At 61.6% G+C, this 15128-nt stretch carries 13 protein-coding genes; 3 read left to right on the top strand and 10 right to left on the bottom strand.

From position 1 onward, the window contains the following. Positions 1-41: 41 nt before the first annotated feature. A complete protein-coding gene (locus V6Z91_RS18580) occupies positions 42-779 on the top strand; it encodes a response regulator transcription factor (protein WP_338759430.1) in 738 nt (245 codons plus the stop codon). A 1-nt stretch (position 780) separates the two neighbouring features. Next, positions 781-2175: a HAMP domain-containing sensor histidine kinase gene (locus V6Z91_RS18575; protein WP_338759427.1), complete on the top strand. Its 1395-nt coding sequence runs from the start codon at positions 781-783 to the stop codon at positions 2173-2175. 45 nt (positions 2176-2220) lie between these two features. On the opposite strand, the gene V6Z91_RS18570 is transcribed toward V6Z91_RS18575, so the two are convergent. The 6 genes from V6Z91_RS18570 to V6Z91_RS18545 are packed head-to-tail and all read right to left on the bottom strand — an operon-like array spanning position 2221 to position 7851. Continuing rightward, the gene (locus V6Z91_RS18570) at positions 2221-2448 is read right to left on the bottom strand and encodes a hypothetical protein (protein ID WP_338759424.1); all 228 of its coding nucleotides are present in this window, start codon (positions 2446-2448) and stop codon (positions 2221-2223) included. Positions 2449-2457: 9 nt separating this feature from the next. Next, positions 2458-4161 carry an FAD-dependent monooxygenase gene (locus V6Z91_RS18565; RefSeq protein WP_338759421.1) on the bottom strand — a complete coding sequence of 568 codons (1704 nt, stop codon included), beginning with the start codon at positions 4159-4161 and terminating at the stop codon, positions 2458-2460. 9 nt (positions 4162-4170) lie between these two features. Continuing rightward, on the bottom strand, positions 4171-4788 hold the full coding sequence (leuD, locus tag V6Z91_RS18560) for a 3-isopropylmalate dehydratase small subunit (protein ID WP_338759418.1): 618 nt from the start codon (positions 4786-4788) through the stop codon (positions 4171-4173). Then, positions 4785-6191, bottom strand: a complete 1407-nt coding sequence (gene leuC / locus V6Z91_RS18555) for a 3-isopropylmalate dehydratase large subunit (RefSeq protein ID WP_338759415.1) — start codon at positions 6189-6191, stop codon at positions 4785-4787. Before leuC ends, leuD begins: the two co-directional genes overlap by 4 nt. 8 nt (positions 6192-6199) lie before the next feature. Continuing rightward, positions 6200-7321: an alpha/beta hydrolase gene (locus V6Z91_RS18550; RefSeq protein ID WP_338771926.1), complete on the bottom strand. Its 1122-nt coding sequence runs from the start codon at positions 7319-7321 to the stop codon at positions 6200-6202. Positions 7322-7323: 2 nt separating this feature from the next. After that, positions 7324-7851: a VOC family protein gene (locus V6Z91_RS18545; protein ID WP_338759412.1), complete on the bottom strand. Its 528-nt coding sequence runs from the start codon at positions 7849-7851 to the stop codon at positions 7324-7326. A gap of 134 nt (positions 7852-7985) precedes the next feature. Here V6Z91_RS18545 and V6Z91_RS18540 point away from each other — a divergent pair, with 134 nt between their 5' ends. Next, positions 7986-8876, top strand: coding sequence for a LysR family transcriptional regulator (locus V6Z91_RS18540; protein ID WP_338759409.1), 891 nt, complete (start codon positions 7986-7988; stop codon positions 8874-8876). Between the two features lie 111 nt (positions 8877-8987). Here V6Z91_RS18540 and V6Z91_RS18535 read toward each other — a convergent pair whose 3' ends face one another. The 4 genes from V6Z91_RS18535 to V6Z91_RS18520 all read right to left on the bottom strand — a co-directional run bounded on the left by V6Z91_RS18535 (position 8988) and on the right by V6Z91_RS18520 (position 14948). After that, a complete protein-coding gene (locus tag V6Z91_RS18535) occupies positions 8988-9530 on the bottom strand; it encodes a 2,4'-dihydroxyacetophenone dioxygenase family protein (protein WP_338759406.1) in 543 nt (180 codons plus the stop codon). A gap of 323 nt (positions 9531-9853) precedes the next feature. Further along, the gene (locus V6Z91_RS18530; RefSeq protein ID WP_338759403.1) at positions 9854-10984 is read right to left on the bottom strand and encodes a porin; all 1131 of its coding nucleotides are present in this window, start codon (positions 10982-10984) and stop codon (positions 9854-9856) included. A gap of 275 nt (positions 10985-11259) precedes the next feature. Continuing rightward, positions 11260-12393 carry an L-dopachrome tautomerase-related protein gene (locus V6Z91_RS18525; RefSeq protein ID WP_338759400.1) on the bottom strand — a complete coding sequence of 378 codons (1134 nt, stop codon included), beginning with the start codon at positions 12391-12393 and terminating at the stop codon, positions 11260-11262. A gap of 65 nt (positions 12394-12458) precedes the next feature. After that, positions 12459-14948 carry a membrane-bound PQQ-dependent dehydrogenase, glucose/quinate/shikimate family gene (locus V6Z91_RS18520; protein WP_338759397.1) on the bottom strand — a complete coding sequence of 830 codons (2490 nt, stop codon included), beginning with the start codon at positions 14946-14948 and terminating at the stop codon, positions 12459-12461. Positions 14949-15128: the final 180 nt, after the last annotated feature.

Below are 15128 nucleotides of genomic sequence, written 5' to 3'. Positions count from 1 at the left end.
CGGGCGCCATCGCAGGCCATTACGCCTGCAGTGTATGATGCATGAACTTCAACATTGCTACCCAGGGAGCTGTACCCGTGACCCTCTCGCGCATATTGACAATCGAGGACGATCCGATTACGGCGCAGGAAATCATCGACGAACTGCAAAAGCGCGGCTACAGCGTCGACTGGGCCAGCGACGGATCCAGCGGACTCGTGCGTGCGCTGAGCGGCAACTACGCCGCGATCACGCTCGATCGCATGCTGCCCGGCGTCGACGGCCTGACCATCATCAAGACCATGCGCGCCATGCGGGCGAAGACACCGGTACTCATGCTGAGCGCACTGGGCGATGTCGACGAGCGCGTGTGCGGTCTGCGGGCCGGCGGCGACGATTACCTGACCAAGCCTTTCGACCCTGAAGAACTCGCCGCAAGGCTGGAAGTAATGCTCCGCCGCAATGACGACGACGAGCCCAGGGAAACTGCGGCCCTCGCTCTGGGTGCGCTGACGATGGACCTGATTGCCCGCAAGGTCTTCTGCCACGGGAAGGAAGTGGTGCTGCTGCCGACCGAATTTCGCCTCCTCGAATTCATGCTTCGCCATCCAGGCAAGAACATCACCCGCACCATGCTCTTCGAAGCCGTGTGGGGCTACCACTTCGATCCCGGCACCAACCTTATCAATGTCCATATGGGCCGACTGCGCAAGAAAATCGATTGGACCGCCTCCGGGCTTTCCATGCAGACGGTGCGCGGCACCGGATATATGCTCGGCAGGAGTTCTTCCGGTGCCTAGGGTGCTCCACGCCCTGTTCGGCACGAATGCACGACAGCAATGGTCGACGAGCGCGTTCCGCTGGTTGTCGGTCTACGCCGTTGGCTTCGCGTTCGTCATCGTGACCCTGCTCGGCTATGTCGGCTATACCGTCACGGCCAACATGCTCAACTTCGCCGACGTGATCATGCACTGGCAGCGAGTGTACTTCGATGCCATCGACGATAGCCAGCTGGTCCAGACCGTTGACGCCACGCTGGCAAAGGAACGACTGCGCGTCGTCTACTATGGGTTGTTCGAGGCCGACGGCCGGCATGTCGCCGGAAAGATACTGGCGTTGCCAGCGGCGCTGAAGCCCGACGGCGAATCGCATACCCTGCACAGTGGGCTGCGCATCGCGGGACATGCAAATCCTCCGGTGGTATATGCCTCGCTCGGGCGGCGTCCCGACGGCAGGCTGCTGGTTATCGCACGCGACGTTTCCCACCTGCTCAGTATTCGCAGCTCCCTCATCGTCCTGCTGATCAGCGGCGGTACCCTGTGCCTGGTGGCGGGCCTCGCATACGCCACCGTCCTCTCGCTACGCCAGCTCACGCGTCTCGATGAAATCCGCCGCACCACGTTGCTCATTGCCGCCGGAGACCTGGACCAACGGCTGCCCGAGACCGGCGGAGACGAACTCGCGATGCAGAGCCAGTTGATCAATCAGATGCTGGGTCAGATCGAGAGTCTGATCAGCGAGGTCAAAGGCGCCTGCGACGGCATTGCCCATGACTTGCGTACACCGCTTTCGCACGTTCGTACCCTGCTGCGCCAGAGTGCGGAGCGTGCACAGGCAAATGGCGATGCTGGCATCGCCGGTCTAATCGAGCGGGCAGGCGAAGAAACGGACATGCTACTGCACCGCTTTCGCGCACTGCTGCGCATTTCCGAGATAGGCGCGCTGCAGCGGCGCGGCCGCTTCGACATGGTCGACATCGGTGCGCTGGTGGTAGAACTGGCGGAGCTGTATGAACCGCTGGGGGAGGAGCGCGGCATTACACTATCGCTGCAGGTGCAAGCCTGCCGGCCGATATCGGGCGACCAGGCTTTGCTCTTCGAAGCATTCAGCAACCTGCTCGACAATGCGATCAAATTCGGCCCGGACAACACGCCGATTGCAATTACGCTCGTCGACACGGCGCAGGGCCCGATGATGTCCATCAGCGATCGGGGACCAGGCATGCCGTCGGACCAGCATAACGCCGTGCTGCAGGGCGCTTCCCGCCTGCCGGCAAGCCGTACACGGAGCATGCCGGGTTTCGGGCTGGGCATCGTCTCGGCCGTGGTGCGCCTGCATGACCATGCCCTGCGCATCGACAGTACACACCCCGGCACAAGGGTCAGCGTCGAGCTGTGGCCGCATACGCTGGCCTGATCGGCGCCATGCCAGCCGTTGCGGGGCGCATGGCGCCCCGGCATATCAGAAAGAACCCGTCTTCGGTCCGTCGCAGGGTACGCGCTCCATGCCCTCCCCCGCTTCTTCCAGCAAGCGCAGGATGTGCGTCTTGTCGGCAATCGCCTCGGCCATAAGCAATACCAGCCTGGCAAGGTATAGCGATTCCTGGGCCGTGCCGACACTGGTCACTCGCTGGCTGAGTGTCGAATAAACTTCATCCCGTTCGACGGCGGTCAGTTGTTGCTGTTTCATCTGCTGTCCTTATATTTTGGCGAGCGCCCGGTAGACTGCCGTCTGCAACGCCTCTGCCCCGACATTGCGCCAACGGCCGGCGATATGGCCGTCCGGCCGCACCAGGTAGACCGTGCCTGGCTCGCCATCGTAGAGGTCGAACAGGTTACCCGTGTGATCGAGCGCGCAATGCGTGGCACGTACGTCGGTTCGCGCATCCGGCGTACGGGTCGCGATGCACACCTGGACCGGTATGCCATCGCTCCCGAGTTGTTCCAGTGCAGCTGCGACACCGGCATGCATCGATCCGTCCGTCGAGAAATCCAGGATCGTGAAACCCTCAGATAGAAGATCCGTCAGATAGGCCGGGGCGTCCGGCGCGCTGGCCAGGCGAATCGGGCATTCCAGCAGGACAGCGCCGGGGGCAGGACCGCCTGCGAAATCTTCCCGAGGGTCGGCCGGGGTGTTCAAATGGGAGTCCTGGTACACGATGGGCGATGTCTGCCGTGGATTCAGCAGGGAGCACAGGACCGGATGCTTCTCGGCCAGCGACAACGCTGCCTCGCGCATCAACTGGTAGCCGCGCGAAGGCGGCGCCATGAATTCCGTGCTCTTGGTTGCATAGGAAATATTTTCATGAAATGCCTGTACCCTCTCCTCGCTGTAGGTGGCCAGCAGTTCTTGCGGAGCCAGGCCCTTGACGACAAAAGCGAGTTTCCACGCCAGGTTGTAAGCATCGTCAATGCCGGAATTAAGACCTCGCACGCCGAAGATGGGAACCACGTGGGCGGCGTTCCCGGCAAACAGGACCCGGCCATGCCAATAGCTGTCGAGGGTCATTGCGCCGGCCCGATAGATGCTGAGCCACACCGGTTTCCATGGTTGCCGCTCGCCAAGCATGGCCAGGTGTTTTTCCACGATGGGCAGCACGTTTTCCTCCCGAATCGCTTCCTCAGGATCGACGTTGTCCGGGACCTGGTAATCGATGCGCCAGACGTTGTCGGGCTGACGGTGCATCAGCATGGTGGATCCCGGATTCGACGGTGGATCGAACCACGCTCGCCGCTCCGCGGGGGCATCGCTTTGCATCTCGATGTCGGCGATAACGTACTTGCCTTCGTAGGCAATGCCCTTGAGCTTCAGGTCCAGCGCGTTGCGAACGAAGCTCTGGCCGCCATCGGTGGCGATCAGCCAGTCGGCTTCCATCTGGTATTCGCCAAGCACGTTGACGACAGTTATCGTGCAGCCATCCGCACGACGATCGAGTTTGCTCACGCGCGAGGCCCAGCGCACTTCGATCAACCCGGCGTACTTGCCGATCTCGTCCAGGAGGAACTGTTCAATGTAATACTGCTGCAAATTGACCATCGGCGGGAGCTTCTGGTTCGCATCATGCGGCATTTCGAACTGGAACACTTCCTTTGTCCTGTAATAACTGCGCCCCCCCGTCCAGGGAAGCGCCTTGTCGAGAAAGGGCTTCAATACGCCCAGTTGCTCAATGATTTCCAGGCTGCGGCGGGACACGCACGCCGCGCGGCTGCCGACACACACCGAGTCGTCAGCTTCGACGATGGTCGAGGCGATCCCATGACGTGCCAGGCCCAGCGCCGTTACCATGCCGACCGGCCCCCCGCCACAGATGACGATGCGGTGGCGCTTGCTGTCGCGGCCGTCCACCAGGTCCGGCAGGGTCGTCGCAAATTTTGTGTAGCGAAACTGACCAATCTGTTCCATAGTCTTCTCTCAAATATCGTTGAATAGCCAGGGCATGAAACGGCGCTGTCGAATTTCGTGCAGCCTGATTGCGTCTTCCTGCAGCAGTGTCATGCCGATGTCATCGACACCGCGAACCAGGCGATCCTTCCTGGTGTGGTCGATATCGAATTCGTAGCGCGCACCGGCGTGCTTGACGCATTGCCCGGGCAAGTCGACAGTGATTTCAACGCCTGGCGACGAGCCAATACTGTCCAGCAAATGCCTGACGTCGGCTTTCTGCAGTACGACCGGCAGGAGACCGTTTTTCATCGCATTGTTCTGGAATATTTCGGCAAAGCCGGGCGCGATCACGCAGCGGATGCCGAAGTCTGCCAGGGCCCAGACCGCATGTTCACGCGATGAGCCGCAGCCGAAATTGTCGTTCGCCACGAGAATGGACGTATTGCGGTATGCAGGCTGGTTGAGCACGAACGTCGGCTCGGCCAGCCCATCCACACCGTAACGCCAGCTGTCGAACAGGTGTGCGCCCAGGCCGCTACGCTTGATTGTCTTCATGAAACGGGCCGGAATGATTGCATCGGTATCGACGTTGGCGCGATCGAGGGGCGCGGCGACACCGCGCAAGATCGTAAAGGGCTGGTTCATGCTTGCATTGCCTCGCGCACATCGGACAGCCTGCCGGTCAAGGCCGCCGTGGCAGCCATCGCGGGGCTCAGCAGGTGAGTACGCCCGCCCGGCCCCTGTCGCCCTTCGAAATTCCTGTTCGAGGTCGATGCACACCGTTCACCCGGCCGCAGCCTGTCCTCGTTCATTCCCAGGCACATGGAACAGCCCGGCAGGCGCCATTCGCAGCCGGCCTCGATGAAGATGCGATCGAGTCCTTCCTTCTCGGCCTGCATCCGCACTGCACCCGATCCCGGCACCACGAGAACTGACATGCCTGGCGCAATCGTGCGTCCTTGCAGCACGCGGGCAGCCATGCGAAGGTCTTCAATGCGGCCGTTCGTGCATGAACCGATGAATACCCGGTCGATGGCGATGTCGCGCAATGCGGTACCGGCCGCCAAACCCATGTAGCGGAGCGCTTTCTCGAGCGCGTCCTGTTCTTCGCGGCTCTGCGCCGCGCGTGGATCGGGCACCACGCCGTCGATCGGCAGGCTTTCGGCCGGACTGGTTCCCCAGGTGACGCATGGGGCCAGGTTGCCGGCGTCGATGTAGATCTCGCGATCGAACACGAAGCCCGTGTCCGTCTGCAAAGACTCCCATATCAAGCACGCCGCCTGCCATGCGTGCCCGGCCGGCGCCTGAGGCCGTTCCTTCAGGTAGGCGAGAGTCGTCTCGTCCGGTGCAACCAGGCCAAACCGTGCCCCCGCTTCGATGGTCATGTTACATAGAGTCATGCGCTCTTCCATCGAAAAGCCGCGCACGGTGTCGCCAGCATATTCAATCGCGTAACCCGTCCCGCCTGCCGCTCCCAAGTGGCCGACCACGGCAAGCGCCACGTCTTTCGCGCTGACCCAGGTGGGCAGGGTTCCCGTGATATTGACGCGCATGTCCTTCGGGCGTGCCATCCGCAGCGTCTGGGTTGCAAGCACGTGCTCGACTTCGGATGTACCGATGCCAAATGCAACGGCGCCGAACGCTCCCAGGGTGGACGTATGGGAATCCCCGCACACCACCGTCATGCCCGGGTGGACGAATCCCTGTTCCGGCCCCACCACGTGAACGATGCCTTGCCGGCTGTCGTCCAACGAGTACAGGCGCACCCCGAAATCGCGGGCGTTGTGCCGCAATGCGGCGATCTGCTCGCGGCTTTGCGCATCCATGTGCCCTTGGTTTCGATCCAGCGCGGTAGACACGTTATGGTCCTCCACAGCGAGGATCGACGCTGGCCGTCGCAGCGGCCGTCCTGCCGAACGAATACCTTCGAATGCCTGCGGACTCGTGACTTCATTGACCAGGTGGCGGTCGATGTAGAGGAGCGCTTCGGCGTTGCCATCGCTTGCCACCACGTGCATCGCCCATATCTTGCCAAACAAGCTGTCCATGTGTGCGCCTACAGTCCGTGTGCCCAGACGGCAATCGCGTCAGCGACTTCCATGACCTGCTCCGGCTGCCCGGCCAGGTAATGATTCCCGCCCAGGATATCGATATTGCGAATGCGGCCCGGCGCTGCCTGCAACCAGGCATCACGGGTACTGGGGAACGTGGAGGCATCGCCCGTGTAAGTTGCCAGCAGCACCGGCACGCTCGTGTTGGCGAGGTTGCTCGGACCGTCCGCCTGCGACCTCGACGACCACTGGCTCAGGAATGCCGTGAGCGAGGTGTAGCGCCCCATTGAATTGCCGGCATAATTAACCTTCCTGGCATCGCCCCATACGCTGCCGATCTCCCGATCATTCGGATCCAGGGAAAGATCCAGGCACCGGGGATCGGCCAGCGTGCGGTAGACCACGAACGCCTGGTCCTGCGGGCCTTTTGGATCGCTACGCAACATCCTCAGGCGCGCCAGTGCCCAGTTTTCGATACGGTCGCGGCGCTGGCGTTGCTTGGCCCTGAATTTCTCCAGGAAGGCCGTCGAATACGGCGGTCCGTGCTCCGGGTTGAACATGTCGTATTCGGGATCGGCGCTGAGCGGATCGCTCTCGTCGACAACCGAAGGATCGAGCCAGTTCAGGAACAGCCTCGAGCGTCCCTCGTGGGCCGCGCACAGGGCAATGCCGTCGACAGGGGGCAGGTCTTCCGGGCTCAACCCCGTGGGATCGCCATGGGCGAAGCGGACAGCTGTCAGGTTCTCGGCCTGCGCTTGGTAAAAGGACGACAGCGCGGCGCCGCCGGAATTGCCGATCAGGACCACCTTTTCATAGCCGGCATCGCGCAGGTATTTCACGCCTGCGCCCAGGTCCTGGATGACGCGTTCCATCAGTAGCACGGTATCGTTGTTGACGTAGCGCGAATTGAGGCCCATGCAGCAGATGCCTCGCTCCGCAAGCGGCTGGATCAGGTAATGCCCCATGAAGTTACTGGTGGGATGCATGATGACCGCTGCAACCTTCCTGCGCCCTGCGGGCTCGGCATACGCACCGTATATGCGTGGACGCAGCATCTGCAAGCCGGACTGGCTCTCCATCGTTGCGCCGGGCTTTACGTCGATTACAGCGAGTTTCAGTTCGGCCATCTTCATGCCCCCACGGCCGCGCTGCGGCGTTCCTGCTTCTCTTTCGCCCACTTGCCGGCTTCCTCGTGCGCCTCTTGCGCAAGCGATTCCATTTCCTTCTCCGATACTGTCGGGGTGGTCAGTTCGAGCCGGATGCCGTTCGGATCGAAGAAATAGATCGATTCGATAATGTGATGGTCCGTAATGCCGAGCACCTCCACTCCGGCTGCCTCCAGCCTTGCCTTTGCGGCCAGCAGATCCGCGGGCGAATCCACCCTGAGAGCCAGATGATTGACCCAGCTCGGCGTATTTGGGGAGGGATCGGCCTTGACGTCATCACCTAGATCAAAGAACGCAATATACGAGCCATCCGCCATTTCAAAGAAGATGTGCACGTAAGGGCAGTACTCGCCGGTGCTCGGTACGTTATCGGCCCGGATCACGTGGACGAGCGGCAATTCCAGCAGGTCTTCGTAAAAATGCCGGGTTTCCTCGGCGTCTTTGCACCGGTAAGCAAAATGATGTAGACCCCGGATTGGGACAAAGGACATTTTCTTTCCTCATAGACTAGTTTGGGAATCAGAGACCGGGCGAATCGGCCTCACCTTGGCGCGATATCCCCATTTGACAGCAAATTGATTTATATATAAAGTGAAATAAATTTATCTATTCATAAGGTTTTTTAATGAATATCACTCTGCGGCAGTTACGTGCCTTTCTTGCCGTCGCAACCTGCGGAAATTTCACAGGGGCAGCAAAACAGCTGAACCTGACACAGTCCGCACTCAGCATCCTCGTGCGTGAACTCGAGGCTGAACTCGGCATTCGCTTGTTTGATCGCAACACGCGGAAGGTGGAGTTGTCGGCAGCCGGCAGAGATTTCTATCCCTTTGCAGAAAAGATCCAGCAGGACCTGGATGCAGCCATCGGCAGCGTTACTTCACTTAAGGATTTCAGGCGCGGGATTGTCCGGATTGCGTCACCGCAATTAATGTCATGCACGCTGATGCCCCGGGTGATCGCGGCGTATCGCGCGCGATACCCGGACATCCAGCTCGTTCTCGTCGATACCTTGCCTGAACTGGTCGTGCAAAAGGTCGCGACCCAGGAAGTAGACCTGGGGGTTGGCCCTGAAGGCGTGCAGCATGATGAAATCCACCGTGCACCGCTGCTAAGCGACCGCCATCTGCTCGTTTGCACAAAGGACCATCCGCTGGCACAGCTGGGCCGGGTGACCTGGAAGGATCTCGAACCGTATCCCTTCATCGCGCAAACCAGGGACTACAATGCCCGCCTTTTGCTGGACCTGAACATGTGGTCGAATAATTTGCAGATCAAGCCGGTCTACGAAGTGTCGTACATGACCACGACGCTTGGCATGGTGGCCTCGGGCCTGGGTATCACGGCCTGTCCGTCCTACGCAGAGCCGCTTGTCAAGGCTTACCAGCTTGAGATGAAACCGCTCAATGAACCGGAATTCATTCGGGAAGTCTGCATCTTCACCAAAGTCGGGACACTGCTGTCTCCCGCGGCGGAAAGTTTCGTCAGTTTCATGCAAGAGTTCGTGAAAAAGTAGGCCTGCACTCTCACGGGGAGGGCCGACTGGCAGAGACCTCCCTCCTGCCGATATCGGATGTGCCCATGCAGGGCGTGAAGAGCGTCGCGGCCCTGCGCCCCCCTGCACTGTTCAGCTGCCGTTCGCCACGAGCTTTATCGGCCTACCCGCCGAGTATCCGGCTCGGCCGCCCTGGATAAAGGCAGGCACCCCCTGCCCCTGGGCCGTCAGCGCCGCCGTCCACTGGTCGATATGGCTTTGTGCATCGAGTACCGCGACCACGTTGCCCGCGTCGTCCTGGATCAGCATAGCCCCATAAATGATGAAAACGACATCGGTGATACCGGTGTTGTCGTCGTCGATCTTCAGCGTATGCGTGGAGCCGGGTGGCTCGTAGAGATACGAGCCGGGGGTATTAGCCGGTGAGTCCGGGTATTCCAGATAGCGCCAGCTCCCGGCCAGCGTATAAGCATGCACTACTCCGGTGTGCTTGTGGGTAGGCAGCTGCAGACCAGGCTGGAACTTGATGCGCACGGCATACATCCCGCCTTCCACGTCGGCTTGCAACAGCATCAGGTCGAGACCCGCGGTGGTGAAATCCCTTGCGTAAGGAAAGTTGTTGGTGTCGACATGCAGCGACTCGGGAATACTGCCTTGATGTACTTGTTCCTTCATGACTTCTCCTCGAAACTCCAAAAATATGAATGGGCGCTGGTGTAGCTCTTCTTTTGACTCGGCTCTGGAAACGCCATGCTCTCCATCAGCTCAAGCATATGCGTCCGGGGCACCCGGGATGATTTTGGTAACTGCACACAAGCTGTGCTCTACTATTTGACACCGAGATGACTTATCGAGAAAGCAAAATAATTTTATGATTTCATAAAAAAAACATAAGAGTCACGAATGCGGCCTTGTAGCAGACTCTGGCGACGAAAGCGGACGGTCGCGCCCTAGCAGTCTGCCAGCAGTAACGACGGAAGCACCCGGTGATAACTGCTTCAGAACCTCGTCTGGATGCCGGTCGTGAGGCCGTTGTTGGTGCGCTTGCCGCTTTGCGTCATCTGCCCGCCGTTAACGGTTGCGGTCTGGTAGTCGACGGCAGCATAGACAAGGGTCTGTTTCGACAGCGCGTACTTCGCCACGAACGCATAGGTGTTGTAGTCGTTGGCTGCGATGCCGTCGCCGCTGACACGGGTGTTGTACACCGCGGCGGTGAGCGTTACGCGCCCCCCTGCCTTGTAGTCGGCCCCCACGCCGGTCGACGCCACCTTGATCTTGCCGCCCTCCGCCACGCCGAAGGTACTCGCATAATTCGCGATCGGGTTGCTGACTGCATTGGAAGTCGGCGCGAACAGCGCGTCCGCCGTCAGTACCGCATGGCCTACCGTTACCTTGATCTGTTCGCTGGCCTTGAAATTTCCGCCTACGACGACGATACGTTGCTGGCGCTCGTTTGCATCGCGCAGCACGTCGAAACTAGAGATGACGTTGATGTCGTTCGTCAAGTAGCCAAGCGCCACCTGGCGGCCCGATCTCTTCGAATTGTCGCCGGCCGTCTCGCCAAAACTATAGTCGAGCCCGATCAGCAGGCCATTCGGAGCGCTGTACTCGTACTTGATGTTATTGTCGCGCAGCTTGCCGTTGTTATAGGGGTTATTCGTCACGAACATGAGGCCGTTGACCAGCAGTCCCGCCCTGCCGGCGGAATGGGAGGTCGGTGTCGGGGTTGCCAGGACGCCACCCAATGGGTCGTAGACCGGCGTGTACTGCCAGCTGAAGGTCATGTCGCGGCCCACATCCAGGCGGCCCCATTTGCCGGACAGGCCCACCGTAGCGCGCCGGTCGAACAGGGAAGCCGATTCACTTTGGGCTCCCGTATCGACACCGAAGCCGCCCTCCAGCTTGAAATTGGCCTTCATGCCATCGCCCAGGTCCTCAGTGCCGCGGAAGCCCCAGCGGCTGGTATTTACCATGCCGCTCACTTCAGCGATCCTCGCCTTGCCCGCGGTCCAGTCGGAATCGCGGCGCACCGCGACATCCACGATCCCGTACAGGGTTACCGACGACTGGGCATACGCCGCAACGTTGAGCACGCCAAGAGCGGCGAACCCCAATACCGACTTCTTCATTTCTTGTCTCCTTTGTTCGCTTATTCATTGACCTGTTATCCAGGTCGCTGGTCTGGCGCCAGCATTAAATCTGCTACGGCATTGGTCAGGCCATGCCGGTGGGATCGTGCTGTGCAGGCCTGTCGTTGGGCCGGACCTCCGTGGCGGGGCGTGGCGTGCGTGGCCCAAACCATGCAAGGGGGCAGCGCCCTTCGGGACGGCTGCGGGATTTCAGCAAAACGGGGGGAGGCCCCGCCGGCACGACCGGTCAGCCGGCGGCGTGCCGCCCTCACGCTTCAGCGCGGCGAAATTTTGAAGATCGCGCCAGGCGTCTTCGTCACGCCTTTCTTGAACCAGGGGCTGTCCTGGATGAAGTTGGCACTGATGTACAAGTTGCCGGAGGTATCCTGGGCAAAGCTGTCGGGCCAGCGCATGCGCTCGTCCTTGACCAGCGTGCGCAGGGGAGCACCGACCGAATCGGCCACCTCGACCGAGCTCTCCGCGGGATTGGCCATGAAGAAACGTCCCGCTGCGTCGATCCACAGGCCGCAGGCCGGGTGCGTCGTCGCCACCACGACCGGTTCCGCTTTCGCGGCCCTGGCCGGGTCCTGCAGGACTGCTGTCGGCAGGCTGTACAGGGTCTTGCCCGTCAGTGCCTGCCAGTAGAAGGTAGCGCCATCGGGTGAAATCGCCACGCCGTTGACGGCGATGTTCATCTTCCTGCCATCGGGTGTCCGTAATGGCTTGCCGTCCGCCATCAGCTCGACCGACGGATCGGCCTGGGTCGATGGGTGGCCGTCGAGCACGCGCCAGGATTTGCCGGTTTCAAGGTTGACTACCACCAGTGCCCCGCCACGTCCGCCGACATCGCTCAGGTAGGCAAAGCGGTCGTCGGGGCTGAAGCGCACGTCGTTGATCGAGCTACCTGGCGGGGTGGTTTCACCGTCCAGGTGCACCACTTGCGCCACTGTATTGGTCTTTACATCGATCCGGACCAGCTTGACTCCGCCCTGCACCGGCCCGGTGACGTTCGGCGTTGCCGCGTCGACGATCCACAGGTTGTCGCGGTGGTCCATGACGGCCGCCTGGGCCGACACGAACTGCGATTTCGGATCGTTCCTGGCGCCGCCGTCGTTGCGGTAGGCGTTCCAGCCCGCTCCGGGATACGGCACGATTTTTCCGTCGATGACTTCCCCTACGCTGACCGGCACCTCGACGCTCAGGCGCGGTGCGGTGACAAACACGCGGCCGCTCCTGGAAACAGCGATTCCGGTGATCTGCTGTTCCGGGAAATAGGCCAGCTGCTCGATCTTCACCGGCCCTTGGGGAAAAGCCGGCATGGTCTTGCCAGGAAGTGGCGTCGCGTGGGCGACGTGCAGGCCAAGGATGAACAGGCCGGCCAATGCAAGATGTTTATGGTTCAACCGCATGATGTTTCCTCGAGTTGTCGTAAGTGGCGCCCTGCCGGGCCGGCAGGGCGAAGCGTGGGTGCAGGTTATGGCAGGGTCCAGGCAATGACGCTGTCGCCGAGCTTGGTGCCGAGGCGCTGGTGCCCGCCCACCACTGCGACAACGTATTGCTTGCCGTTGTGGACATAGCTGATCGGCGCGGCCTGTGCGCCAGCCGGGAGGCGCTCTTCCCAGAGCATCCTGCCGGTCGCCGTGTCAAAGCCACGCATGAACTGGTCCAGCGTCGCGCCGATGATCGTCACGCCGCCTGCGGTCGTTAGCGGGCCACCGTCGGACGGCGTACCGGTTGGCAGCTTCATATGCGTCTTCAGCCCCATTGGTCCGCTGTCATAGCCGGTCCCGAACGGACGGCGCCAGATTACCTGGCGAGTGCGCAGGTCCACGCCCGTGAGGTGGCCCCATGGCGGTGCGATGCACGGCTGCTGGAGCGCCGACAGCCATGGCGACTTCACCGCGCCGACAGGCAGGCCCACTTGCGGCATCATGCGCTTGTCGGGCCCTCCTTGGTTCAGCGACCTCGAACCCTTGGCATCGATCTCCTCACGGCTTACCAAGCGGCCGATATACGGAAGGCGATTGGTGTTCATCACCATGATGCCGCGCTGCAGGTCCACCGAGACGCCGCCCCAATTCAGGCCGCCATGCGAACCCGGATACTGGATCGAACCGCTCAAGCTGGGCGGTGTCCACATGCCCTGATAGCGATTGCTCTTGAACTCGATGCGGCAGGCCAGCTGGTCGAACGGGCTCAGGCCCCATGCATCGCGCTCGGTGAGGCGCTCGGCGATATAGCCGGGAGCACCGACGGTCATGGGCATGCCGGGCGAAATCGGCTGGGTCGGGGCGGTAAAGTCACCCGCCTCGGCACCTTTGGGCGCTGGCATCTGGACGACCGGCATCAGGGGCTTGCCGTTTTCGCGGTCAAGCACGAAGATCTGGCCCGACTTGGTTGCCTGGATGACAGCCGGACGCACGCCGTCCCCCACCGGCCAATCGACCAGGTTCGGTTGCGGCCCGATGTCGAAATCCCACAGGTCGTGATTGACGGTACGGAAATGCCATACCACGCGGCCGGTAGCGGCTTCGACTGCAACAAGCGACGACGTGAACTCTTCCTCCAGCGCGGTGCGGGTGCCTCCCCAGAAATCGCCGGCGGCGTTGCCGGTCGGAAGATACACCAGGCCGAGCTGGTCATCGGCCGAGATCGGCGCCCAGACGTTCGGGGTGCCGGGGGTGTATTCCTCGCCCGGCCCGGGTTCGGTGGTCACGCCCGGACGGCCGAGGTCCCAGGCCCACGCAAATTTTCCCGTGACCACGTCATAGGCACGCACTACGCCGGACGGCGCACGACGGTCTTGGCCGTCGCGCACCATCTGGCCGATGATGACCTTGCCACGGATGACGACGGGCGCTGACGTGGTGCCGAAATAGCCGGGAGTAAACTTGCCCATGCCCTTCGTCAGGTCAACGAAGCCGCCCTGGCCGAAACCGCTGCACGACTTTCCGGTTTCGGCATCGATGGCTGCAAGCCTCCCGCCGGTAACGCCCCACAGGATGCGGGTCGCGCACTCGCCGACCCCGTTCGGCACGGCATAGTAAGCCACGCCACGGCAGTACGCGCCGCCAGTGTTGAGCGTCTTCGCATCGGCTCGGGGGTTGAAGCGCCATTTTTCCTTGCCGCTTGCTGCGTCGAGGGCGATGACCTGCTGGGTCGGGGTGCACACGTAGACGCTGTCGCCGATCTTCAGTGGCGAGTTTTCGTTCAGATATTGCTTCGTCTTCAATCCCGGCGGCGGCAGGTCGCCGGTATGGAACTCCCACGCTTTCTTCAGCTGGCCGACGTTCGCCGGGGTGATCTGGCTGGCGGGGGAATAATGGTTCGACAGGTTGGAACCCGCGTAGGCGGTCCAGCTGCTTGCGTCGTGGTTGGCCGCGATATTACCGTCCGGCGCATCGACCGTGCCGCGGCTGAACGGCGTGGCGGGACGCGGGAACGGTTCGGAGGACTCGGCCAGCATCACGGCGGCGGGATTCAGTAATGGCACCAGGATGGCTGCCAGCGACAACAGCGACGGTACCGCCGTCGCTGCAATGTACCCAGTGCGGCGCATGCCGACCAGTTCGCGCACCGCGAAACGATAGCCTGCCAGCAGGACCAGCCCGGGTACGATCAGCCAGTCCAGCCGCGGTATCAGCCCCCACCCTTCGAGGCCGACTTCGGCAAGCGACCAGACGAGCGTGCCCAGGCTCAGCGCCGAAAACAGCCACACGCCATTCATGTGCCGCAGTGCGAGCAGCACGCCCGACACGATCGCGACGAAACCAGCAACCACATAATAGGCGCTGCCATCGACGGCCAGCAAGCGCACCCCGCCGTAGGCAAGGGCCGCGCCCATAAGCAGGACAAGGGCGCCGAGAAGACGGAAGAACCAGCGCCCGGCAGTCGTGCCGGCGCTGCGATGACCAGTGCCGGATCTGCGGGTAGCGGGTGCAATGGGGTCTTGAGTGATATCCACGATAGAAGTTCCTGCCTTGTTTTTTCGAATAATCGGCGCGAAGCGGCCGGCGGTGTCTCGGCGCGGGATAGCGCCTGCGGTGAATGGTCGGCCTTCCGGCGCGCGAGGGTCAAGTTAAGCCAACTAAATTATTATTTACATATTCTTCACTTTTGCCCCGGCCTTGTGCGGACTAGAGTG

Source organism: Massilia sp. METH4, assembly GCF_037094685.1.
Classification (GTDB): domain Bacteria; phylum Pseudomonadota; class Gammaproteobacteria; order Burkholderiales; family Burkholderiaceae_D; genus Rugamonas.
This window is presented reverse-complemented; position numbering and strand designations above follow the sequence as displayed.